This is a genomic window from Flavobacterium sp. 123, assembly GCF_003634825.1.
Lineage (GTDB): Bacteria > Bacteroidota > Bacteroidia > Flavobacteriales > Flavobacteriaceae > Flavobacterium.
The window spans coordinates 2,304,891-2,331,175 of sequence record NZ_RBXD01000001.1 but is presented as its reverse complement, the minus strand read 5'-3'; the positions used below and the strand labels follow the sequence as shown (position 1 = coordinate 2,331,175).

Below are 26,285 nucleotides of genomic sequence, written 5' to 3'. Positions count from 1 at the left end.
TTGCCATGAAAAAAGCAACATTCTATTTCGTTATTCTGATAGCTGTTTTTTTTAGCAGTTGCGAAGACGTTGTCAAAGTAGATTTAACTACAGCCGCTCCTAAACTAGTCATAGAAGCAAATATAAATTGGGAAAAAGGAACACTAGGTAATATCCAACGAATAAAGTTATCTACAACTACAAGTTATTATGATACCGAAATTCCAAAAGTTTCTGGAGCAACCGTATCAATTAAAAATAGTACTGACAGCGTTTTCGATTTTATAGAAATTCCCAATACTGGTGAGTACGTTTGTTCTGATTTTATACCTATCAAAAACGAAACGTATTACTTAACTATAATTTATAATAACAATACCTACACTGCTACAGAAACATTAAAACCAGTTGCTCCAATAACAACTGTAGTTCAAAATAACGCTGGAGGATTTTCAGGAAAAGACAAAGAAATTAAGACTTTTTATAATGATCCTGCTAATGAAACTAATTATTATTTATACAAATACGTATATTCAAACCAAGTAAAATCGAATTATTACGTTGATGAAGACACCTTTTTTAACGGAAATGAATTCTTCAGTATATCTCAAAATAGTGACTTAAAAAAAGACGACAAAATCGAAATTAGCCATTTTGGAATTTCAAAACAATACTACAATTACATGAGTGTTTTGGTTAGCATTGCTGGTAATAATGGTGGTGGTCCGTTTCAATCCCCACCAGCAACTGTAAGAGGTAATATAATTAATACCACAAATGCCGCAAATTATCCGCTAGGGTATTTTTCTTTAAGCGAATTTGATGTACTCTATTACAGTGTTGAATAATTCAATAATTCCGAATTATGAATTACTATCTTTGTAGTAGAAATTTTCAATTCACAAATTAACTATGTCTTCACATCATATTGTTCGCGACGATCAAGAACCAGCCTTAATAATTGCAAACGGCGCCTGTTGTCAGCCTGAATTGCTAGGACAATTACTAGAATGGTCTCCTTTAGTAGTCGTTTTAGATTCTGCTATAGAGAGAGTCATGGAATTAGACATTAAAGTTGATGTATTATTGGGAGATTTCGACCGAGGATTTGACCCTGAAATCTACAAAACTTCACAATACCCTATCGAAATAATTCATACCCCAGATCAAAATAAAACTGATTTAGAAAAAGCATTTGATTATTTAATTGAACGAAACATACCTGCCGTAAATGTGGTTTGGGCAACAGGAAAAAGAGCAGATCATACAATTACAAACATCACTAATATTACCCGATACAGAAATCAATTGAAAATTGTCATTCTGGATGACCATTCAAAAATATTTTTGTTGCCAAAAAAATTCGAAAAATGGTACCCTGCTAACACTCCCATTTCATTAATACCGATTGGTCATGTTACCGGAATTCATTCTGACAATTTATTCTATCCCTTAAAAGATGACAGCCTAACCATAGGCTATAGAACAGGAAGTAGCAATCATGTTACTCAAGACGGTATTGTTACTATTGAGCATAACGAAGGTGATTTACTGCTTATGGAATGCATGGATTAATAAAACTACGGCTTGATTATTATTATCTTTTCATTAATTAACAAATAGCTCATTTTGCCAAATTGAGATTGACTATCTTTGCCGCGAAATGGAAAAAATGAAACCGAAAGTGATTACCGAAAAGACCAATTTACATCCTAGAAATAAAGATAGATTTGGATATAATTTCAATGAACTTATCCAAATTTTACCTGAATTAGAAAACTTTGTTTTTGTCAATGAACATGCTATAAAAACAGTTGATTTTAGCAATCCTAATGCTGTAAAATCATTGAACAAAGCGTTATTGATGGCGCATTACGATATCAAAAACTGGGATATTCCTAAAAACTATCTCTGCCCTCCTATTCCTGGACGAGCAGATTACATTCATTACATTGCTGATTTACTAAGTTCAAGTAATAATGGAAGTATTCCCGAAGGCGAAAACGTGCAAGGCTTAGATATTGGTGTGGGTGCAAATTGTATTTATCCAATTATAGGAAATTCAACCTATGGATGGAGTTTTGTAGGAACAGATATTGACGAAAAAGCCATTGAAAACTGTAGCCAAATAATCGAAGAAAATCCAAGACTAATTGATGTCATAAGTTTGCAACAACAAACGGAACCTCGTTTTATTTTCAAAAATATAATTACTCCCGAAGATCGATTTAGTTTTACTATTTGCAATCCTCCTTTTCATGCTTCACAAGAAGAAGCTACTAAAAGTACTATTCGAAAAATAAATAATTTAGAGAATAAGAAAACAACAACTCCTGTTTTAAACTTTGGAGGACATAATGCTGAATTATGGTGCGAAGGTGGCGAAATAGGTTTTATAACTCAAATGATTTACGAAAGTGCTAAATACCCGATGAACTGCTTGTGGTTTACTAGTTTAGTTTCTAAGAAAGAAAATCTATCTAGTATATACAAAACATTAAATAAAGTTAGCGCTGTTGAAGTAAAAACAATCGATATGGCTCAAGGCCAAAAAACAAGCCGAATTGTAGCATGGACTTTCATGAGCGAAGCACAACAAAAAGCGTGGAAGTTTTAAGTTTTCCTAAACTTTTTTTTCATGAATTCATTTGTACCTTTGCCATTCAGCAATTTAATTAAATGAATTTCCAAGTAGTATCCGATTACCAGCCTAAGGGCGACCAACCACAAGCGATTGAAAAATTAGCTCAAGGGATTATTGATGGTGAAAAATTCCAAACTTTATTAGGAGTTACTGGATCTGGAAAAACATTTACAGTGGCCAATGTGATTCAGGAAGTGCAAAGACCAACTTTAGTTTTGGCACACAACAAGACTTTAGCGGCACAATTATATTCGGAATTCAAGCAGTTTTTCCCTAACAATGCTGTAGAGTATTTTGTTTCTTACTATGATTATTATCAGCCAGAAGCATTTATGCCGGTTACAGGAGTGTTTATTGAAAAAGATTTATCTATCAATGAAGAATTAGAAAAAATGCGTTTAAGCACCACCTCTTCTCTACTTTCTGGTCGAAGAGATATTCTGGTGGTAGCCTCTGTTTCTTGTTTATACGGTATTGGAAATCCTGTAGAATTTCAAAAGAATGTTATTGCAATAGAAAGAGATCAAGTAATTTCGAGAACTAAATTATTACATAGCTTGGTTCAGAGTTTATATGCAAGAACCGAAGCTGATTTTACTCCCGGAACTTTCAGAATCAAAGGTGATACTGTTGAAGTATATCCAAGTTATGCAGATGATGCATTCCGAATTCATTTTTTTGGAGATGAAATTGAAGAAATTGAAAGCTTTGATGTGAAAAATTCTCAGGTTCTTGAAAAATTTGAAAAACTGACAATTTACCCAGCAAATATGTTTGTGACTTCTCCTGATGTTTTGCAAAATGCTATTTGGGAAATCCAACAAGATTTAGTTAAACAAGTGGATTATTTCAAAGAAATCGGGAAACATCTCGAAGCAAAAAGATTGGAAGAACGTACTAATTTCGATTTAGAAATGATACGGGAATTAGGATATTGCTCTGGTATTGAAAATTACTCTAGATATCTTGACGGACGTGCTGCTGGAACCAGACCTTTTTGTTTATTAGATTATTTTCCAAAAGATTTTTTGATGGTAGTTGACGAAAGTCACGTTACCCTTTCGCAAGTTCATGCCATGTATGGCGGAGATCGAAGCCGTAAAGAAAACTTAGTTGAATATGGTTTTAGACTTCCTGCGGCCATGGACAATCGTCCGCTTAGATTTGAGGAATTTGAGGCTATGCAAAACCAAGTTATTTATGTTTCAGCTACGCCAGCCGATTATGAATTACAAAAAACGGATGGTATTTACATAGAGCAAGTCATTAGACCAACAGGATTATTAGATCCTATTATTGAAATTAGACCTAGTTTAAACCAAATTGATGATTTAATTGAAGAAATTCAAGTGCGTTGTGAATTAGACGAACGCGTTTTAGTAACAACTCTTACCAAAAGAATGGCGGAAGAACTAGCGAAATATTTAACTAAAGTTTCGATTCGTTGTCGCTATATTCATTCGGATGTTGACACCTTAGAACGTATTGAAATTATGCAGGATTTACGTAAAGGATTATTTGATGTACTAATTGGCGTTAACTTATTACGCGAAGGTTTAGATTTGCCTGAAGTGTCTTTAGTCGCTATTTTAGATGCTGATAAAGAAGGTTTTTTAAGAAGCCACCGTTCGCTTACGCAAACAATTGGTCGTGCTGCCAGAAACCTTAATGGTAAAGCAATTATGTATGCGGATAAAATCACTGCAAGTATGCAAAAAACGATTGACGAAACTAATTACCGCAGAACTAAACAGATTAATTTCAATACTGAAAACAACCAAGTTCCTCAGGCTTTAAATAAGAAAATAGATTCTGCTTTTACTAAAAATCCTTTAGTTGAATATGAATTGGGGCATACAATTTTAGCTGCAGCAGAACCAGAAACTGTTTATATGTCAAAACCAGAAATTGAGAAAATCATTCGTGAAAAACGAAAATCCATGGAAAAAGCAGCAAAGGAATTAGACTTTATGCAGGCTGCCAAATTACGTGATGAAATAAAATTATTACAAGGACAACTTAATTAATTCCCTAAAAATCCGTCAATTCCTATAAATTTTAATAAATTTGAAGAAATGGATTTAAATTATGGGAACTACTAAATCATCAAAAAACAAGAATCAACAAATTAATTCTTCCATTGATATTTCAAAAAAAACCGATTCTGTTTATTTTGAAAGCATCACGCTGTTTTTTATTGTAGCACTTCTGTGTATTGACTTTTTACCCACTTTTAGAAGCATCGAAATCATTGGGACTCAATATTTATATTTAGCGATATTAAATACTATAATTGGGATTTGGTTTTACAATAATCCTTCCATTATTCCACAAAATTTCATTTCATTTTACAAAAAAAAGCTAGCTATTAAATTCTATCTAGCCTTTCTTTTATTATGTGGTATTTCATTATTTTTTGCTAAGAATATTTCGTTAGGAATTGTCAGTTTAACTAGCTTGATTATCATTTTTTTTACTTTCATAAACTTGATTATTTTATTAGATAATAGGCTGAACCTTATTTATAAAATTGCTTTTTTAATTGGTATAAGTGTATTTATTCGGTCTTTTATTGAGCTGAGACAGTTTTCACAAATTGCAAGTTCAGAATCGATAATCAATGCATTAAATAAATTAAAGGGAAATACCGGTAATATCAACATTCTATCTGCTAGTTTAAGCATCAAAATTCCATTCTTATTTCTTGGAATTTTTTATTTTAAAAAATGGGTAAAATGGTTTTTAGTTTTAACGCTTTTCATAACTACTACGCTTCTTTTCTTATCTGGATCAAGAGCGGCTTATTTAAGTTTGTTCATTGAAAGTGTTCTTTTTATACTTATTTTTTTAAAATTTAAATCTATTTTTAACCAAGAGAAATCAAACATTTTATACCTCATTATCCCAATACTTTTTTCTTTTTTCATTTCCAATCAAATATTCAAGAAAAGTAATAATGCAGGAAGATATCAATCGGTAACTAACAGAATTGAACAAACTGCTAATCTTAAAGATGCATCTGTAAATGAACGATTCAACATGTGGAATAATGCTCTGACCATGATTCAAAAAAATCCAATAACTGGAATAGGCTTGGGTAATTGGAAAATTGAATCAATTCCTTATGAAAAAACAATGGCTAACGACCATCAGATATCGAATCATCCTCACAATGATTTTCTTGAAATCTCAACGGAAACGGGTGTTTTGAACGGATTCATATATTTAACTCTATTTATAATCTTAGTATATCTAAATTTAAAAACAATATTAAAATCTGACAAACAGGATTCTAAAATTATTGCCGTTGTGTCCTTACTCACAATACTTACGTATGGCATAGATGCTGTTTTTAATTTTCCGTTGTACAGACCAACTATGCAACTTAGCTTTTGTTTATTCTTTGCCTTAACACTACTTAATTCTTCAGATACATCAGAAACGATAGAAAATAAAAGCAATAAAAATATTCCAATATTTATACTACTGATTTCACTTATTACTGTTTTCTTTTCATTTAAAACCTTTAAGGCTTACCAACTAGAAAATGACATTAATGTAGATTTTGTAACGCACAAAATAACTTTAAGAGCTCATGATATTGTTGCTAATTTACCTGATTTTCCTAATGTTTTATCTACTGGAGAAGCTTTTTCTACTTATGCAGGCAAATACTTTTTGGAGGAGCAAAATTACAAGCAAGCATTTATCTATTTGAATAAAGGAGATAAAATTAATCCTTACCAAGGTAGAACGGATTATTATAAATCGCTTATTGCAACAAACAATAATAAAAACGATAGTGCCTACATTTATGCAAAAAGAGCATTAGACATTAGACCTAGAAATAAAATATATTACATTCTAGCAATCAACACCGCTTTAGTATTAAAAGATACATTGGAGATCTTAAAAGTGCACAGAATTTACACGCAATATAAAAACGCTCCAGATGTATGGATAAACACTTCAAGTGCCTTAAATCAATCTAACTATGGAAACAATAAATTAATAAATTTTATAGATAAAGGATTAAAAATATTCCCAGGAGACAGTTTGTTATTAGAACGAAAAAGATTGTTTCAGAACAGTTCTTTTGTTGTAAGTGCAGGAGACTTTTTTATTAATAAAAAATACGAACAAGCTATTAACGCTTATAAAAAAGCATTAAATCAGGATCCTTCAAATGGAAATTTAATGTTAAATATTGGTTTGTGCTACTTTAATTTGAAAAAATACAACAATGCGATTCCTTACTTTGAAAATTCATTAAAAGCAAAAATTGAAAATAATGGAAAATCCGAGTATTTCTTAGGGATATGTTACTATAACTTAAAACAAGTTGAAAAAGGATGTGAGTACATGAATTTGGCAAAAAACAAAAATTATTCAAATTCAAATGAAATTGTAAAACAATCGTGTAAATAACAACTAATGATTCGCCAATTCTATCTTTTATTATTTTTATTTGCAATAACAAAGAGCATAGCACAAAGTACCGCTTCTAAACAAGTTTCTACTTTTGACATAGAAGCTCCACAACTACAAACGAGCAAGAAAATCTGGGTTTATTTACCAAAAAATTACTTGACTTCTCAAAAGAAATATTCAGTAATTTATATGCACGATGCTCAAAATTTATTTGATGCAAAAACTTCTTATGCTGGAGAATGGAATATAGATGAAAAACTAGACAGTCTAAATGCAGAAGTAATTGTCGTAGGAATTGAACATGGAAACGAAAAACGTATAGAAGAATTAACGCCTTTTAAAAATGCCAAATATGGTGGTGGAAAGACCGATAATTATTTAGAATTTATCGTGAAAACATTAAAACCTCAAATTGATAAAACCTATAAAACCAAAGTTAAAAACAGAAACACAATTATAATGGGCAGTTCATTAGGCGGTTTAACTTCATTTTATGCAACTTTAAAATATCCTGAAGTTTTTGGTAAATCAGCTGTTTTTTCGCCGGCATTTTGGATTAACCGAAAAGAAATTTTTGAATTAGCAGAGAAAACTAAAAAACTAAAAACAAAATATTATTTCCTTTGCGGTGATCAAGAAGGAGATGATACATCTATGGTAGATGACCTCAATAAAATGGAACACCTCATTAATACCAAAAGATGCTATTGTCTAAATCTAAACGAAAAGAAAATTGTAAAAGGAGGAAAACATAATGAAAAATTATGGAGAGATGGCTTTGTCGAGGCCATTTTATGGCTTGGATTTTAATTGTTTTTCAAATAAAAACAAACCTAATTCTTTTTCTTATTGCTATTAAACACAATTTATTATGGAACTTATCTTAAGAGAATTCAACCTTAAATTAAAACATACTTTTACCATTTCAAGAGAATCCATAGACTTCCAACCTTCATTAATAGTGGAGTTAAAAGAGGATGGTTTTTCAGGTTTTGGGGAAGCCACATCAAATCCATATTACCATATTACAGTTCCAATGATGATGGAAGATTTGGAAAAGATTCGTCCCATAATCGAAGCTACTGAAGGAGAAACTCCCGAAGTTTTTTGGACTAAAATTCATTCTTATTTAAAAGATGACATGTTCGCTTTGTGTGCTTTAGATATGGCATACAATGATTTATATGCTCGAAAAAAAGGGAAGAAATTATATGATTTATGGGGATTTACAATCGAAAAAAATCCATTAACTGACTATACGATTGGAATTGCTTCGATTGATAAAATGGTTTCTAAAATGAAAGAATTGCCTTGGCCAATTTATAAAATAAAATTAGGCACAAAGGAAGATATAGCGATTATAAAAGAACTTAGAAAACATACGGATGCTATTTTTAGGGTTGACGCTAATTGCGGTTGGGGTGTTGAAGAAACCATCAATAATGCAGTAGAATTAAAAAAACTGGGAGTAGAATTTATAGAACAGCCCATGAAATCGGATAATTGGGAAGCGCATGCAGAAGTTTTCAAACATTCTGTTTTACCTATTATTGCTGACGAAAGTTGTATTATAGAAGAAGATGTTGCTAAATGTCACAATCACTTTCATGGTGTGAATGTTAAACTAGTAAAATGTGGCGGATTAACTCCTGGTAAAAGAATGATTCAGGAAGCCAAACAATTAGGATTAAAAACAATGGTGGGCTGTATGACAGAATCAACTGTTGGGATTTCGGCAATTGCACATTTACTGCCTTTATTAGATTATGTAGATATGGACGGGGCTTTACTTTTAGCAGAAGATATTGCGACTGGAATTAAAATAAATTACGGAAAAGTAAGCTACTCAGAATTAAACGGTACGGGTGTAACGCTAATATAATGCTATATGAAAGTCAACCATTTTCCAGATAGAATTATCGAAATTAACGACACCTCCTATTTGTATTTTGGTGGAACATCGTATTTAGGATTGCCTTCAAATCTCGAATTCCAAAAAATAGTTATTAAAAACATTCAACAATGGGGAACGGCATATGGAAGTTCCAGAAGTTCTAATATCCAACTAACAGCTTATGAAAATGGAGAACATTTTTTAGCAAAATATATTAATGCCGATGCTACTCTTACTGTTTCTTCAGGTATGCTCGCTGGGAAACTAACCCTAGAAGTAGTAACTCCTCAAACAGACTGTTTTTTTCATTTTCCGGAAGCACACCCAGCTATAAAACCAAGAAATAGCCAACCCATTTTTGTTGGATCTCAACTCAATCCTCGCTTACTTAATTCGACATCCGAAAAAATCACCATTGTAACAGATGCTGTTCCTTCGCTTCATATAGAACCAATTGACCTAACTATTTTAAATTCAATTTCACCTACTAAAGAAGTAACATTAGTAATTGATGAATCCCATTCGTTAGGTATTTTAGGCAAACAAGGTTGTGGTATTTTTTCAACCTCTAATCTTCTAAATGTCAAAAGAAAAATCATGATAGCCTCCTTAGGCAAAGCTTTTGGGTTGACCGGTGGAGTAATTGCTAGTGACGAGACTTTTATAAATCAAGTGGTCAATCATGACAGTTTTGTTTCGAGCGCAGGCATGAATGCGGCATTTGTTCAAACTATGGCTGATGCCGAAGCGCTTTACTATAACCAACATCAAAAACTACAAGAGAACTTATCCTACCTAAATGCCAATCTGATTAAAAATAAAGCATTTGATTTCAATCCAGATTATCCTGTTATTTATCCTAAAATGAAAGGTATAAACGAAATTTTTGAAGCCAATAAAATTATAATCACAAATTTCAAATATCCTACAGACACTAAGGATTTGAACCGAATAGTTTTCACGGCAAACCATCAAAAAGAAGATTTAGACAAAATAATAACGCTTTTGAACCAATATCAATTCTAAATCTAAAATAGCAGTCTAATTGCTTTTTAAATGTACCTTTGTAAAAAATTAAAACATGACAAATAACGATATTTTCAAAAAACTTCGTGTAGCCTTGATGTTACGTGATGATCAAATAGTTGAAATTTTAGAATTAGTAGATTTCAGAATTTCAAAATCAGAATTAGGCGCTTTCTTTCGTGACGAAAAACATGAAAACTATGTAGAATGTGGTGATCAAGTATTGCGTAATTTCTTAAACGGTTTAGTAATACATCTTCGTGGTACCAAAGAAAATCCAAAGAACCCTAAAGATGTTTTAGCAAAACATAAAGCAGAAATACCAGTTAAAGAAGGATTTAAAGAAAAAGTAGATTTTAAATCTAAACCAAAAACAGATTTTAAAAAGAAACCTTCTTCTAGCCCTAAAGCGAAAAAACCTGCTCCAAAAGTTCAAGTTGTAGAAAAAGTAAAATTCAACAACGGTAAAAACAAAAAGTCATAATTCAGTTACTGAAAATCTATAAAACAAAAAATCCTGAGCTTTCACTCAGGATTTTTAAATATATAACTATTTTCTAATTAAGAAAGAGCCGCTTGAACTTGATCTGCAGCTTCTTGAAATTCAACAGCAGATAAAATTGGCATTCCTGAATTATCGATTAATTCTTTTGCAATTGCAGCATTAGTACCTTGTAAACGAACAATGATTGGCACTTTAATAGCATCACCCATATTTTTGTAAGCATCTACAACTCCTTGAGCCACACGGTCACAACGAACAATACCACCAAAAATATTAATCAAAATTGCTTTTACGTTTTGATCTTTTAAGATAATACGGAAAGCCGTTTCAACACGTTTTGCATCAGCAGTTCCTCCTACGTCAAGAAAGTTAGCAGGCTCAAAACCAGCATACTTAATTAAATCCATAGTTGCCATTGCAAGACCTGCACCATTTACCATACATCCTACAGTACCGTCAAGATCTACATAATTTAATCCTACTTCTTTTGCTTCAACTTCGATTGGATTTTCCTCACGAACGTCACGCATATCAGCATATTTCTTTTGTCTATATAACGCATTATCGTCAATATTTACTTTAGCATCAACCGCTAAAATTTTATTGTCAGATGTTTTTAAAACTGGATTGATCTCAAACATTGAAGCATCAGAACCAATATATGCATTATATAAAGCTGAAATAAATTGAGTCATTTCTTTAAAAGCATTTCCAGAAACCCCTAAATTAAAAGCGATTCTTCTTGCTTGAAAACCTTGTAATCCAACAGCTGGATCAATTTCTTCCGTAAAAATTAAATGAGGAGTGTGCTCTGCCACTTCTTCAATATCCATTCCACCTTCAGTAGAATACATAATCATATTACGACCTGTACTTCTATTTAATAAAACAGACACATAAAACTCAGAAGTTTCACTTTCACCTGGATAATAAACATCCTCAGCAATTAAAACTTTGTGTACTTTTTTACCTTCAGCTGAAGTTTGTGGTGTTACTAATTGCATTCCAATAATTTGTTCTGCAAGTTCTTCTACTTGTTGTAAGTTTTTGGCAAGTTTTACTCCACCACCTTTACCACGTCCACCTGCATGAACTTGGGCTTTAACAACATACCAACTTGTACCTGTTTCGGTAGTTAGTTGTTTAGCAGCAGCAACCGCTTCTAATGGACTATTAGCCACAATTCCGCGTTGAATGCGAACTCCGTAACTAGCTAGAATCTCTTTTCCTTGATATTCGTGTATGTTCATAATATAGAATTTGTCTGGATTCTGAATTTATTTCAGAATAAAAGTGCCACAAAAATAGCAAAATAAAATTTAACTGTTATTTTTTTTTTTATTAATTGAAAAGTCTTGAATTCTTTATCAAAAGACAAAAACTAACCGCTATAAAATTATTAGAAATTTAAAAAAAAATCACTAATTTGTTATAAATTTCAAACAATCTTTCTAAGTAGATTTTTTTTTGAAAAACAGTCCATTTTGGTACCTTTTTAGGCTTTATCATTATTGATATGGCAATTCGAATGAACTTTATTAGCATTATCTCTATTTATAGAACATTTTTCTATCATTATTGCAAAAATAAGCCTAAAAAGAGAATTCAATTCTTTATATGTTATGAAATCTTTAATTTTGTAAAAAAAAATAGCAAGCATGAAAGTTAAAGAACAAGGCCTTTATTTGCCTGAATTTGAACACGACAACTGTGGCGCAGGATTTATTTGTAATTTAAATGGAATCAAGTCTAACGACATTATTCACAAGGCACTCGACATTTTAATAAAACTAGAACACCGTGGTGCGGTTAGTGCCGATGGAAGAACAGGAGATGGAGCTGGTATCTTATTTGATATCCCGGATGCTTTCTTCAAAAAAGTATGTAATTTTGAATTACCAGAAGTTCGCGAATATGCTGTAGGGATGCTTTTTTTACCAAAAAGTCCAAACCAAGTAGACTTTTGTGTAAAAACTTTTGAGAATTGTATTAAAGATCAAAATTTAAAAATATTAGGTTGGAGAGATGTTCCTGTTGACGTAACTAATTTAGGACAAGTTGCTGCGGAAAAAGAACCAACTATCAAACAAGTATTCATTGGTAAAAACGGATTGAGTCTTACTGAACAAGAATTCAATGCTAAATTATTTGCTGCAAGAAAAATTTCGGAACACGCTATCCGTAATTCTAAAACTTCAGAAAGCCATAAATACTATTTCACAAGTTTATCTACTACTACTATTATATATAAAGGTCTATTGATGCCGGAAGACATTAGCAGATACTATACAGATTTAACAGATACAGACTTAGTAACTAGATTAGCTCTAGTTCACCAACGTTTCTCTACTAACACTTTCCCTTCATGGGATTTGGCACAACCATTTAGATATATGTGTCATAATGGTGAGATTAATACCTTGAGAGGAAACGTAAGCCGTATGCGTTCTAGAGAAGAATTGATGGAAAGCCCCGTTTTTGGTGAAGACATCAAAAAATTATTCCCAATTATTTTAGAAGGTAAATCGGATTCCGCTTCTATGGATATGGTTGTTGAGTTATTATTAATGACTGGACGTTCTTTACCGGAAGCTATGATGATGGTAGTTCCTGAAGCTTGGGAAAAACACCAAACCATGTCAGAAGAGAAAAAATCGTTCTACGAATACAACTCTTGTATCATGGAGCCTTGGGATGGTCCTGCTTCTATTCCGTTTACTGACGGAAATGTAATTGGTGCTTTATTGGATAGAAATGGATTGCGTCCGTCTCGTTATACTTTAACAAAAAGCGGATTCGTAATCATGTCATCTGAAATTGGCGTACTTGATATTGCTCCAGAAGATGTAATTCAACACGGTCGTTTAGAGCCAGGAAAAATGTTCCTAGTTGACATGAACGAAGGTAGAATTATTGAAGATGAAGAGGTTAAAAATGCTGTTGTTACTAAACGTCCTTACCAAGAATGGTTAGATGAAAATTTAGTACAACTAGCTCAAATTCCTTACACAAACAACCCAATCCCAACAGAAAGCGTTGATTTTCATACTAGACAACGTTTGTTTGGTTACACAATAGAGGATTTAAAAACAATTATTAACCCAATGGGAGAGAAAGGTGCTGAAGCCATCAGCTCAATGGGTAATGATACACCTCTTGCTGTTTTATCAGAACAACCACAATTATTATACAATTATTTCAAACAATTATTTGCTCAGGTAACTAATCCACCTTTGGATGGTATTCGTGAGGAAATCATTACTGATATTAGTTTAGCTATTGGAGGAGATTATAATATTTTTGATATTGATGCGAAACACAGCAAAAAAATCAAAATTCAAAATCCAGTTATCTCTAATGAGGATTTGGATAAAATCAGAAATATTGATCACGTCGACTTTAAATCAGTTACCATTTCTACTTTATACAAAATAGAAAAAGGAGTTAATGGTTTAGAGCGTTCATTAGAAAAATGTATTCAAGCTACTTTCAAAGCAGTTTCTGAAGGATGTAATATTGTTATCCTTTCTGATAGAGGAGTTACTGAAAAATTAGCTCCAATCCCAATGTTGTTAGCTTGTTCTTACATTCACCATACTTTAAACAAATTAGGAGTTCGTTCTAAATTTGGTATCATCATCGAATCTGCCGAACCACGTGAACCACATCATTTTGCTTTATTATTTGGATACGGTGCAAGTGCTATCAACCCATACATGGTTAATGAAATTATTCATGACCAAGTTAATGAAGGACACATTACTGGAGTAAAAGCAGATTATGCTATTACGAACTACAATAAAGCGATTGGAAAAGGTATCGTTAAGATTATGAATAAAATTGGTATTTCTACCTTACATTCATATAGAGCGGCTCAAATTTTCGAAATTTTAGGTTTAAACAAATCGTTTAGCTCTAAATACTTCCCTTTCACACCATCTCGAATTGAAGGTATTGGTTTGATGGAAGTAGAAAAAGAAGTTAAGAAAAGACATCAAAAAGCTTTCCCTAATTCTAAAATAGCAAACTTATTGCCATTAGAAATTGGTGGTATTTACAGATGGAGAAGATCAGGTGAAAAACACATGTTTAATCCAACTACTATTTCTAAATTACAACAAGCAGTTCGTTTAAACAGTCCAGAAAGCTACAAAGAATATTCTGACATGGTCAACAATCAAAGTCAAAACTTGATGACCATCAGAGGTTTATTTGAATTCAATAATTTAGATCCAATTTCTATTGACGAAGTAGAACCTTGGACAGAAATCGTTAAAAAATTCAAAACTGGTGCCATGTCTTATGGATCTATCAGTCAAGAAGCGCATGAGAACTTAGCCATTGCCATGAATAGAATTGGTGGTAAAAGTAACTCTGGAGAAGGTGGAGAAAATCCTAAGCGTTTCCAAAAAGAATTAAATGGAGATTCTAAAAATAGTGCTATCAAACAAGTTGCATCTGGTCGTTTTGGTGTATCAATAAACTACTTGACTAACGCTAAGGAAATCCAAATTAAAATGGCTCAAGGTGCTAAGCCTGGAGAAGGTGGACAATTACCTGGAGAAAAAGTTGTGCCTTGGATTGCAGAGACAAGAAATTCAACGCCTTATGTTGGATTAATATCTCCTCCTCCACACCACGATATTTATTCTATTGAGGATTTATCACAATTAATCTTCGATTTGAAAAATGCGAACCGTGAGGCACGTGTAAACGTAAAACTAGTTTCTGAAGTAGGTGTTGGAACAATTGCTGCCGGTGTTGCCAAAGCAAAAGCTGACGTTATCTTAATTTCAGGATATGATGGAGGAACAGGTGCTGCACCATTAACTTCATTACAACATACTGGTATTCCATGGGAACTTGGATTAGCAGAAGCACAACAAACATTAATTTTAAATGATTTAAGAAGTCGTGTAGTATTAGAATGTGACGGTCAATTAAAAACAGGACGTGACGTAGCTATCGCTGCTTTATTAGGAGCTGAAGAATTCGGATTTGCAACTGCACCACTTGTGGCATCAGGTTGTATCATGATGAGAGCTTGTCACTTGAATACTTGTCCTGTAGGTATCGCTACTCAAGATCCTGAGTTGAGAAAGAATTTCAAAGGAACTCCTGAGCACGTAATTAACTTCATGTATTTTATTGCTGAAGAGTTAAGACAAATTATGGCTCAATTAGGATTCAGAACTCTTAAAGAAATGGTTGGTCAATCACAAAAATTAAATGTGAACAAAGCAATTGATCATTACAAAGCAAATGGTTTAGATTTATCAACTATTCTATACAAACCAGAAAAAGCTAATGTAGTTCCAAATCACAATACAACTACTCAAGATCACGCTTTAGAAAACGTATTGGATTTTGATATCATTAAAGCTGCTATTCCTTCTATTTATAGAAAAGAAAAAACAAGAGTTACTTTTAATATCAAAAATACAGACCGTTCAGTTGGAGCAATTTTAAGTAATGAAATTTCTAAAATTTACGGTGCACAAGGTTTACCAGATGACACAATCCTAGTTGACTTTACAGGTTCAGCAGGACAAAGTTTTGGTGCATTTGCAACCAATGGATTGTCTTTCAAAATTCATGGTAACTGTAATGACTATTTAGGAAAAGGACTTTCTGGTGGTAAATTAATCATCAAAGTTCCTCCTACAGCAACTTTCAAACCAGAAGAAAATATTATCATTGGTAACGTTGCCCTTTATGGAGCAATCACTGGTGAAGCGTATATCAATGGTATGGCAGGAGAACGTTTTGCAGTAAGAAATTCTGGGGCGACTGCAGTTGTTGAAGGAATTGGAGATCACGGTTGTGAGTACATGACTGGTGGTACCGTAGTAATATTAGGTAAAACAGGAAGAAACTTTGCTGCTGGTATGAGTGGTGGTATTGCTTATGTTTACGACCCTGAGAAGAAATTTGATGCTACAGTTTGTAATATGGAAATGGTAGCTTTCGAACAAAACGAAGAAGAAGATATTACTAAATTGAGACGTTTGATTAAAAATCATTCTATGTATACTAATAGTCCATTAGCAAAAAGAATTTTAGCTGATTGGGACAATCAACAAAAACACTTTATCAAAGTGATGCCAACAGATTACAAAAAAGCATTACAAAGATTGGCAGAAGAAAATAAAGTTGAAGAATTAATAGCACAATAGTCATGGGAAAGATAGGTGGATTTAAAGAATATAATAGAGCGGACGAAAGTAATATCGCTGTAGCAGAACGTGTTTCTAATTACAATGAATTTACAATTCCGTTATCAAAAGAAAAAATCAAAGAACAAGGTTCAAGATGTATGGATTGTGGAATCCCTTTTTGCCACAGTGCTTGTCCATTAGGAAATTTAATTCCTGATTTCAATGACATGGTACACCAAGAAGAATGGGAAAGCGCATTAGCGATCTTACAATCTACAAACAATTTCCCTGAATTTACAGGTAGATTGTGCCCTGCTCCATGTGAAAAATCATGTGTGTTAGGTATCATCAAAGAACCAATTGCTATTGAAAATATTGAAAAAAATATTATCGAAAGAGGTTTTGCTGAAGGTTGGATTAAACCTCAAACTCCTGCAACAAGAACTGGTAAAACTGTAGCTGTAGTAGGCTCTGGTCCTGCTGGTTTAGCCGCTGCACAACAATTAAACCGTGCTGGTCATACTGTAACAGTTTTTGAAAGAGATAATGCTATTGGTGGATTACTTCGTTACGGAATTCCAAATTTCAAATTAGAAAAAGGAATTATTGACAGACGAGTTGCTATCTTAGAAGCAGAAGGAATTGTTTTCAAAACTAATGTAAACGTTGGTGTAAACTATAGCGTGGAAGATTTGAAAGCGTTTGATTCTATCGTATTATGTGGTGGAGCTACTGAAAGAAGAGGCTTACCTACTAAAGGTGCTGATAGCAAAGGTGTTGTTCAAGCTATGGATTTCTTGACACAACAAACAAAAGTTTTATACGGAGAAAAAATTGAAAACCAAGTTAAAGCTACTGGTAAAGATGTTATCGTTATTGGTGGTGGAGATACTGGATCTGACTGTGTTGGAACTTCAAACAGACATGGTGCTAAATCTGTAACTAACTTTGAGATCATGCCAAAACCTCCAGTAGGAAGAAGCGAAAGTACTCCTTGGCCATTCTGGCCTTTACAACTTAAAACTTCATCTTCGCACGAAGAAGGCTGTAACAGAAACTGGTTAATCAATACCAAAGAGTTCATTGCTAATGAAAAAGGAGAATTAACAGGTTTAAAAACTGTTGAAGTGGAATGGAAAATGACACCAGGTCAAAGACCAGAATTAATTGAAAAAGAAGGTTCTGAGAAAATATGGCCATGTGACTTAGCATTATTAGCATTAGGATTTACAGGTCCTGAAAAAACATTAAGCGAGCAATTAGGTTTAGACGTTGATATGAGAAGCAATTATAAAGCAACAAATTATCAAACTAATGTACCAAATATATTCACTGCTGGAGATATGAGAAGAGGTCAATCGTTAATCGTTTGGGCTATTTCTGAAGGCCGTGAAGCTGCAAGAGAAGTTGATTTATTCTTAATGGGATGCACTAATTTACCAACAAAAGGTAATGGTGATTTACCAAGTTTGTAATCAATAATAATTTTCAGGAATCCCTTGATAAATATTTTATCAAGGGATTCTTTTTTTAAATCAGTTACAAAAAATTAAAAACTAACGATAATTGTTTAAATTATAACTTTTTGTTATAATTTGTTAAAATTTAATTTTTTATTTGTTTCTATTGATAAAGAATAATAAATTTGCTTAAAATTGAATCAAAATGCAAGGAAAAGACTTATTACAATTAGCAGAACAATTTGGGAATCCCATTTACGTTTATGATGCCGAAAAAATACAATCTCAATACAATAGATTAACAAAGGCTTTTTCTAAAGTTGATAAGTTACGCATCAATTATGCCATGAAAGCTTTGTCCAATGTTGCAATACTTCAATTATTGCGAGAAATGGGTTCTGGATTAGATACCGTTTCTATTCAAGAAGTACTATTGGGTTTGCATGCTGGATATGAACCTGAGAAAATCTTTTTTACTCCAAATGGCGTTTCTTTAGAAGAAATTGAAGAAGTAGCTGCAATGGGAGTTCAAATTAACATCGACAATTTATCGATATTAGAACAATTTGGAACAAAATTCCCTAATGTTCCTGTTTGCATCCGAATCAATCCACATGTAATGGCTGGAGGAAATGCAAATATTTCAGTAGGACATATCGACAGTAAATTTGGTATTTCTGTTCATCAGTTGCCTCATTTAGTTCGTATCGTTGAAAATACAAAAATGAACATTGTAGGTATCCACATGCATACAGGTTCTGATATTTTAGATATTGAAGTATTCTTATATGCAGCTGAAATCTTATTTGATGTGGCTAAAAACTTCAAAAATCTTGAATTTTTAGACTTTGGTAGCGGATTTAAAGTTCCTTACAAAAAAGATGATATTGAAACAGATATAGAAGAATTGGGTAAAAAACTATCTAAAAGATTCAACTCATTCTGTGCCGAATATGGTAAAGAATTAACTTTAATTTTTGAACCGGGTAAATTCTTAGTGAGTGAAGCTGGATTCTTTTTGGCTAAAGTAAATGTAGTTAAACAAACTACTTCAACTGTTTTTGCTGGAATTGATAGTGGTTTTAATCATTTGATTCGACCAATGTTCTATGGTTCACAACATCATATCGAAAATATTTCTCACCCAAAAGGAAAAGAACGTTTCTACTCTGTTGTTGGGTACATTTGCGAAACAGATACTTTTGCTAATAACCGAAAAATTGCTGAGATAAAAGAAGGTGATATTTTATGTTTTAGAAATGCAGGAGCTTATTGTTTCTCTATGTCATCTAATTACAATTCTAGATACAAACCAGCAGAAGTATTATGGATAAATGGCGAAGGTCATCTAATCAGAGCCCATGAAACTTTTGAAGATTTATTAAGAAATCAAATTCCGTTACCTATTCCAGCGGCTTCTATATAATAAAAAATCCCGTCTCAATGAGACGGGATTTTTTATTATATTTTATCCATATATTTGGAATTTAAAATAGAATATAAAATGACTTAAAACACTTTACTTATTCTTTAAAATTTAAAATTTATTTTGAGTAAATTTCAAACAAAAAAAAAATCAATACAAATGCAATGCTTAATAAGTATTACATTCGTCTTGATCGTATCTATAATTTGTTTTTTTTTCTCCAATCATATTGATTATAGAATTACAGCCTTAATTTTACTAATGACCGTATCTGTTACGGCCATGCTATTTGATATAATACCTATATTAATAACTGCTATTTTAAGTGGTTTAATATTAAATTTTTTTTTCATCCAACCTCTATTTACATTTCACATAACAAATACTGAAGACATACTACTATTCTTCATGTATCTTATTATAGCCCTAGTAAGTGCCGTATTAACATATAAAATTAGAGAAGCTGAAAATAAAGCCCGAGACAAAGAAGAAAAAGAAAAAACAATACAACTTTACGACACATTACTCAATTCGCTTTCGCATGAATTACGAACTCCTATAGCAACAATAATTGGAGCTATTGACACATTAAAAGAAAATAAAAACAAACTTTCTGAAAATAATCAAACTGAATTATTAGAAGAAATCGACAAAGCAAGTATACGACTGAACAGACAAGTTGAAAATTTATTAAACATGAGTCGTTTAGAAACTGGAACTCTTAAAACAAAACAAGATTGGTGTGATTTGAATGAACTCATTTATGCAGTTATTGAAAAAATAGCCGTAGTTAAAAATGAACATACAATAGATTTTGTTACAGATGAACAATTGCCATTATTTAAATTAGACACAGGGTTAATAGAAGAAATTATTCGGAATTTAGTTTTAAATGCAATCCAGTACACTCCTAAGAAATCAGTAATAAAGATTGTGGCAACACATCAATCTGAAAACTGTATTATTACTATTTCGGATACAGGACATGGCTTTCCTGAAAATGAAATCGAATTTGTCTTTGACAAATTTTACCGACTTCCAAATACAAAAACTGGTGGTAGCGGACTTGGACTATCGATTGTAAAAGGATTTGTCGAAGCACACAATGGTTCTATATTATTAAAAAACAATACGAATTCAGGAGCTTGTTTTACAATTACTATACCCACAGAAGCTTCCTATTTAAACTATCTCAAGAATGAATAAAGCTGAAATATTAGTCATTGATGATGAGGCACCAATCCGAAAATTACTAGAAATAACTTTAGAAAGTAATGAATACAAAGTTTGGCTTGCTGAGACAGGAAAAGAAGGAATACTTTTAGCTGTAAATCACCCGCCAGAATTAATTTTATTAGATTTAGGTTTACCTGATAAAAGCGGTCACGAAATTCTTAAAGAATTACGTACTTGGTACAACAAAGCAATAATTATTCTTTCTGTTCAAGATAGCGAAGAAGATATTGTTAATGCTTTAGACAATGGAGCAACTGACTATCTCACCAAACCTTTTCGAACAGCTGAGTTACTAGCTAGAATCCGTTCAGTCATTCGAAGAAATCAAACACAAAATGACAATAGTATATTAACTTGTGGAAATTTAGAAATTGATTTTGGCGCACGAATAGTCAAACAAGATAACGAAACACTTAAACTAACCAGTACAGAGTTTAATTTATTAGCACTTTTCATGAAAAACGAAGGGCGTGTATTAACACATCAATACATTCTAAAAGAAATTTGGGGAGTCGGTTATCAAACAGAAACACAATATCTACGTGTATTTGTAGCCACATTACGTAAAAAAATAGAAGAAAACCCAAACCAACCCAAACGCATCATTACCGAAAGTGGTGTAGGATACCGTTTTAGCTAAATCTTTATAAAATCTTTATATTTAACAACTACATCTTTTCATTCTACCAATACCATTTTATTGAAATTTGTATCATCATAATTTTTAACAAATTCAATAATGAATACAACAAAAAACGGAGTGGCAAGCAAAGTAACCATCGCTTCTCTTTTAGTGGCACTTGGAATCATCTATGGAGATATTGGTACCAGTCCTTTATATGCCTTAAGAGCAGTAATTGGAGATAGACCCATTGATTTAACTTTAGTTTACGGTGGAGTTTCATGTATTTTTTGGACTTTGGTTTTTCAAACCACCATAAAATACGTTTGGCTTACTTTACGCGCAGATAACCATGGTGAAGGAGGTATATTTTCACTCTATGCTCTAGTAAGACGCTATGGTAAAAAATTAGTCATTCCGACCATCCTAGGAGCTACTACGCTATTAGCAGATGGAATTATCACCCCTCCTATTTCCGTTTCTTCAGCCATAGAAGGACTCGGTATGGTTAAAGGTTTTGAAGACATTATTATTCCAGGAAATGCCTTAACCATAGGAATTGTAGTTGCCATTTTATCTTTACTTTTTTTCTTTCAAAGATTTGGAACTCAAGTTATCGGTAAAACATTTGGTCCAATAATGACAATTTGGTTTACTATGTTACTTATTGTTGGTGTGAATGAAATTTTGATTCATCCAGATATAATTAATGCATTAAATCCTTATTATGGATACAACCTTTTAATCAACTACCCTAATGGTTTCTGGTTATTAGGAGCTGTTTTTCTTTGCACCACTGGAGCTGAAGCCTTATATTCTGATTTAGGTCATTGTGGCATTAAAAACATTCGAATTACTTGGATATATGTTAAAATAAGTTTGACAATAGCTTATTTGGGACAAGCTGCTTGGTTAATGCATCAAGGTGAAAACTTCTTAAATGGTAGAAATCCTTTTTTTGAAATCATTCCAACTTGGTTTTTATTACCTAGTATTATTATTGCTACTTGTGCTACCATTATTGCTTCACAAGCTTTAATTAGTGGTAGTTTTACTTTAATAAGCGAAGCTATGAACCTTAATTTTTGGCCTAGAGTTACCGTTAAACAACCAAGTGATAGCAAAGGACAAGTGTATATTCCAAGTGTAAACTCCATTTTATGGTTTGGTTGCATTTTAATGATGGTGTATTTTAAAGAAAGTGCACACATGGAGGCTGCTTATGGATTCTCCATAACTATTACCATGTTGATGACTACTTACTTGCTAAGCTTTTTTATCAATTACAGATTGAAATGGAACAAACTAAAAGTTATTTTGTTCTTAAGCGTCTTTGGTACTATTGAGATTGCCTTTTTCATTGCAAATGTTGCCAAAATTAAAGAACGTTGGATGTTCTTGTTTTTTGAACTCTTCATCTTTACAGTAATGTACGTTTGGTTTTTCTCTAGAAAAATCAATAATAGATTCACTAAATTTGTCGAATTAGGTAAATATAGTAGTACACTAACTGAGCTAAGTGAAGACGATGCTATTCCAAAATTTGCAACTCATCTAATTTACCTATCAAAAGCAGATCGAAGACATGAAATTGAAGAAAAAATCATCAAATCAATTTTTGCTAAAAAACCAAAACGTGCCGATGTATATTGGTTTTTACACCTCAATCGTACTGAAGATCCCTTCACACTATCGTACGATGTATCCGAATTGGTTGACGACAAAGTAATAAAAGTAAATATCAACGTTGGATTTAGAATTCAGCCAAAAACGGAACTGTATTTCAAAAATATCGTTAAAGAATTGGTTGCTAACAAAGAACTTAATTTACACATTCGACCAGATGGATCTAGCAAATACAATAGTGAACCCGATTTCAAATTTGTAGTCATCGAGAAATTTTTATCAATAGAGAATGAATTTGCACTACGTGAAGGCATGTTACTAAACACTTATTTTTTACTTAAACGAATGGGATTAAGTGATGAAAAAGCATTTGGCTTAGAGAAATCTGATGTTGAAGTAGAACAAATACCATTAGTTTATCAGCCTATAACTAATATTAAATTAGATCGAAAAATAAGACAATAATGGATTCTGATTCATCATTAGCACTCTTTACTAAATATTTTAGTATTACTAATAGATTAATTGAAATTGAATTGAAAAATCATAAAGTTTTAAAAGGAAAATTTATTGGTTATTTCAGAGGAAATAATGGTGATATAGCTAAGTGGAATTTTACAGATGCGAATACGCTTTTTGGTAGTGATCAATTCGGATTTTTAATTGGACAACTCATAAACCACAAAGACATTGTCAAAGTTGTGTTCTTTGAAGATAATTCAACAATGTATTTCAACAGGAATCAATAATTAAATTAGTTTCTCATTTTAAAACAAAAATTCCGTCTCAATGAGACGGAATTTTTGTTTTAAAATTAAATGAAAATCATTTCTTATCCAAAATAGTTTCTAAGACCTCTGCTTCAGTTCCATTCGTAAACGGAATTTTCAGCATTTGTGAAAGTGTAGGTGCTATTTGCGTAATGTATTTTTTTGCGTGCAATTCCCCTTTGGGAACATGCCAACCGTAAAAAAGCAAAGGAACATGTGTATCATAGCTATTTGGCGTTCCATGAGTAGTTCCCGTAGCATAATATTCCATAAATCCAGCCTTATCTAGAATAACGATATCACCATTTTGCTTTGGGTCATATCCTCTAGCAATAAAACTCAAAAAATAATCATCTCCAGAAGATGCTAAGATTTCCTCTTCAGTATAAACACGTTTAACTTGCTCTTGCGTCATCAAAAAGTCTTTGAAACTTTGTTTAATTGTAGATAACTCTAACCCCCTCTCTTTAATAATTCCTTTATTAAAAAAAAGATTGAAATTCGAATAATCTAAAACCAAATCAACGCCAAAATTATCTACAGAATATTTTTTTAGGGCTTCAACTATATCTTTCGAAGGGACATTTTTGACATTATATTTATTATCTTTTAAATAGTTTGCGTTTTCAGCTCCAGCATGATCTGCTGTTAAAAAAAGTAAGTAATTATCTTTTCCTACCGTTTTATCTAAATAGGTTAAGAAATTAGCAATTGTTTGATCAAGTCTCAAATAAGTGTCTTGCAACTCCATAGAACGAGGGCCAAAAGTATGCCCCACATAATCTGTAGAAGAGAAGCTTACGGTCAAAAAATCTGTAATTTCATCTTTACCAAGTTCTTCTTTTTCAATAGCTTTCATGGCAAAATCAGCTAAGAAATCATTCCCAAAAGGAGTTGTACGCAAAGCATCCCCTCCTTTTTCTTTATATATTTTACTTAAATCGTATGGAAATACTGGACCTGTTGATTTATCAATTTTTCCTTCGTAAGGATTGTCATCAGGAAGACTTTCATTATAAGAAGACAAAGGTTTTAATAAACTCCATCCTTTATTGATGTAATCCATATATTTTTTTTCTTCATTAAATTGAGTAACCCAATCTGGTAATTTTGAGCCATAAAAAGTACTAGAGATAAAAGCACCCGTTTTACTATACCAAAAAGCCCAATTAGCAAAATGTCCCGCTGGTAAAATAGCGCCACGATCTTTTATACTCATACCAATTACTTTACCTTTAAAGTTAGTTGCCATACGCAATTCATCAGTAATCGTCGTTGTCAACAAATTTTTGGGAGACATTGCACCTTCTTTTTCCGTACCATCACCCAGTGTTTGTACGGAAGCATCATCTGTACAATACATGTCTTTTCCTAGTGTTCTATTAAACCACTCATTCCCTACAATTCCGTGAGTAGACGGTGTCGTTCCGGTATAAATAGAAGCATGTCCTGGAGCAGTATATGTAGGCACATAGTTATAATTCATATTATGAAAAGTGTACCCATTATCCATTAATCTCTTAAATCCATTTTGAGAAAAATCATTTGAAAAACGGTATAAATACTCCATTTTCATTTGATCAACTACAATTCCAACTACTAATTTAGGACGTTGCTGCGCACGAGCATTTACAACAATACATAAAACCAAAAACAACATTATTTTTTTCATAACATACTTTATTATCAAAATGAATTATTGTAACAAAAATACAGATTAAACTTTGTATAAAGCCCAAAACTAAATTAGAAAAACTAAGAATTTACATATAATTAATATTGAAAACACATCTACTTATTGTTTTCTAAAAAATAACGAGCTTCAATTCTTTTAATGTCTTTAATAGAGTTTTTTGCCCAAGCCAAACGTTTTGCTAAAATTTCATCATCTGATAAATGCCAATCAATATTTGAATTGCGTAATCGATTCGTTAAATTCTGAATAATAATAGCTGCAGAAACAGATATATTAAGGCTTTCGGTAAAACCTACCATCGGAATTTTAAGAAAACCATCTGCTTTTTGTAGAATTTCTTCTGATAAACCATCGCGTTCTGTACCAAAAAATAGTGCGCTTGGTTTCGAAATATCAAAATCATCCATCAAACAATCATTTTCATGCGGTGTTGTAGCAATAATTTGATAACCTTTTCCTTTAAGAGTTTCAATACAATTTGTAACACTATCGAAAGTATTAATATCCACCCATTTCTGAGCACCCATAGCAATTTCCTTATCAATACTCTTTCCATAACGCTGCTCAATTATGTTTAATTCCTGTATTCCAAAAACTTCACAACTGCGCATAACAGCACTTGTATTATGCATTTGAAAAACATCTTCAACCGCTATTGTAAAATGATTGGTTCTGTTTTGTAATACCTTCAAAAATTTTTCTTTGCGGTTATCAGTCAATATATTTTCTAGAAAATTAAGGTAATCGATGTCAATCATTGCAGTCTTTTTTTTGGCAAAAATACTAAAAAAGAGTAGTTTTATAGACTTATG

At 32.3% G+C, this 26,285-nt stretch carries 19 protein-coding genes; 16 read left to right on the top strand and 3 right to left on the bottom strand.

Annotated features, from left to right (window positions below; translation table 11 throughout):
* The first annotated feature begins 5 nt into the window (after positions 1–5).
* The 9 genes from C8C88_RS10295 to C8C88_RS10255 all read left to right on the top strand — a co-directional run bounded on the left by C8C88_RS10295 (position 6) and on the right by C8C88_RS10255 (position 10,458).
* A complete protein-coding gene (locus C8C88_RS10295; protein WP_121338038.1) occupies positions 6–827 on the top strand; it encodes a DUF4249 family protein in 822 nt (273 codons plus the stop codon).
* 64 nt (positions 828–891) lie between these two features.
* Complete coding sequence (locus C8C88_RS10290; protein ID WP_121338037.1) at positions 892–1,554, top strand: thiamine diphosphokinase; 663 nt, start codon at positions 892–894, stop codon at positions 1,552–1,554.
* A gap of 97 nt (positions 1,555–1,651) precedes the next feature.
* Positions 1,652–2,596 carry a 23S rRNA (adenine(1618)-N(6))-methyltransferase RlmF gene (gene rlmF / locus C8C88_RS10285; protein ID WP_121338642.1) on the top strand — a complete coding sequence of 315 codons (945 nt, stop codon included), beginning with the start codon at positions 1,652–1,654 and terminating at the stop codon, positions 2,594–2,596.
* A gap of 62 nt (positions 2,597–2,658) precedes the next feature.
* Entirely contained in the window at positions 2,659–4,650 is a 1,992-nt protein-coding gene (uvrB, locus tag C8C88_RS10280; RefSeq protein WP_121338036.1) for an excinuclease ABC subunit UvrB, read from the top strand.
* Positions 4,651–4,711: 61 nt separating this feature from the next.
* Positions 4,712–7,051: an O-antigen ligase family protein gene (locus C8C88_RS10275; RefSeq protein ID WP_121338035.1), complete on the top strand. Its 2,340-nt coding sequence runs from the start codon at positions 4,712–4,714 to the stop codon at positions 7,049–7,051.
* Between the two features lie 6 nt (positions 7,052–7,057).
* Positions 7,058–7,864 carry an alpha/beta hydrolase gene (locus C8C88_RS10270; RefSeq protein ID WP_121338034.1) on the top strand — a complete coding sequence of 269 codons (807 nt, stop codon included), beginning with the start codon at positions 7,058–7,060 and terminating at the stop codon, positions 7,862–7,864.
* A gap of 61 nt (positions 7,865–7,925) precedes the next feature.
* Entirely contained in the window at positions 7,926–8,936 is a 1,011-nt protein-coding gene (locus tag C8C88_RS10265) for a dipeptide epimerase (RefSeq protein WP_121338033.1), read from the top strand.
* 6 nt (positions 8,937–8,942) lie between these two features.
* Complete coding sequence (locus C8C88_RS10260) at positions 8,943–9,974, top strand: aminotransferase class I/II-fold pyridoxal phosphate-dependent enzyme (RefSeq protein WP_121338032.1); 1,032 nt, start codon at positions 8,943–8,945, stop codon at positions 9,972–9,974.
* A gap of 55 nt (positions 9,975–10,029) precedes the next feature.
* A complete protein-coding gene (locus tag C8C88_RS10255; protein ID WP_121338031.1) occupies positions 10,030–10,458 on the top strand; it encodes a DUF1456 family protein in 429 nt (142 codons plus the stop codon).
* Between the two features lie 77 nt (positions 10,459–10,535).
* Here the strand turns inward: C8C88_RS10255 and sucC are convergent, their stop codons facing one another.
* A complete protein-coding gene (gene sucC / locus C8C88_RS10250) occupies positions 10,536–11,729 on the bottom strand; it encodes an ADP-forming succinate--CoA ligase subunit beta (protein WP_121338030.1) in 1,194 nt (397 codons plus the stop codon).
* Positions 11,730–12,137: 408 nt separating this feature from the next.
* On the opposite strand from sucC, the gene gltB reads away from it, so the two are divergent.
* The 7 genes from gltB (at position 12,138) to C8C88_RS10215 (ending at position 23,756) form a co-directional block, all read left to right on the top strand.
* Positions 12,138–16,655, top strand: coding sequence for a glutamate synthase large subunit (gene gltB, locus C8C88_RS10245; protein ID WP_121338029.1), 4,518 nt, complete (start codon positions 12,138–12,140; stop codon positions 16,653–16,655).
* Between the two features lie 2 nt (positions 16,656–16,657).
* The gene (locus C8C88_RS10240) at positions 16,658–18,112 is read left to right on the top strand and encodes a glutamate synthase subunit beta (RefSeq protein WP_121338028.1); all 1,455 of its coding nucleotides are present in this window, start codon (positions 16,658–16,660) and stop codon (positions 18,110–18,112) included.
* A gap of 190 nt (positions 18,113–18,302) precedes the next feature.
* Positions 18,303–19,523: a diaminopimelate decarboxylase gene (gene lysA, locus C8C88_RS10235; RefSeq protein WP_121338027.1), complete on the top strand. Its 1,221-nt coding sequence runs from the start codon at positions 18,303–18,305 to the stop codon at positions 19,521–19,523.
* Positions 19,524–19,682: 159 nt separating this feature from the next.
* On the top strand, positions 19,683–20,729 hold the full coding sequence (locus C8C88_RS10230; RefSeq protein ID WP_233549331.1) for an ATP-binding protein: 1,047 nt from the start codon (positions 19,683–19,685) through the stop codon (positions 20,727–20,729).
* The gene (locus C8C88_RS10225; RefSeq protein ID WP_121338025.1) at positions 20,722–21,399 is read left to right on the top strand and encodes a response regulator; all 678 of its coding nucleotides are present in this window, start codon (positions 20,722–20,724) and stop codon (positions 21,397–21,399) included. Before C8C88_RS10230 ends, C8C88_RS10225 begins: the two co-directional genes overlap by 8 nt.
* Positions 21,400–21,498: 99 nt before the next feature.
* Positions 21,499–23,472, top strand: a complete 1,974-nt coding sequence (locus tag C8C88_RS10220; protein ID WP_121338024.1) for a KUP/HAK/KT family potassium transporter — start codon at positions 21,499–21,501, stop codon at positions 23,470–23,472.
* Positions 23,472–23,756: a hypothetical protein gene (locus C8C88_RS10215; protein ID WP_121338023.1), complete on the top strand. Its 285-nt coding sequence runs from the start codon at positions 23,472–23,474 to the stop codon at positions 23,754–23,756. Before C8C88_RS10220 ends, C8C88_RS10215 begins: the two co-directional genes overlap by 1 nt.
* A 76-nt stretch (positions 23,757–23,832) precedes the next feature.
* On the opposite strand, the gene pafA is transcribed toward C8C88_RS10215, so the two are convergent.
* Together pafA and C8C88_RS10205 are read right to left on the bottom strand one after the other, a co-directional pair.
* Positions 23,833–25,449: an alkaline phosphatase PafA gene (pafA, locus tag C8C88_RS10210; protein WP_121338022.1), complete on the bottom strand. Its 1,617-nt coding sequence runs from the start codon at positions 25,447–25,449 to the stop codon at positions 23,833–23,835.
* A 119-nt stretch (positions 25,450–25,568) separates the two neighbouring features.
* On the bottom strand, positions 25,569–26,231 hold the full coding sequence (locus C8C88_RS10205) for an RNA methyltransferase (protein ID WP_121338021.1): 663 nt from the start codon (positions 26,229–26,231) through the stop codon (positions 25,569–25,571).
* Positions 26,232–26,285: the final 54 nt, after the last annotated feature.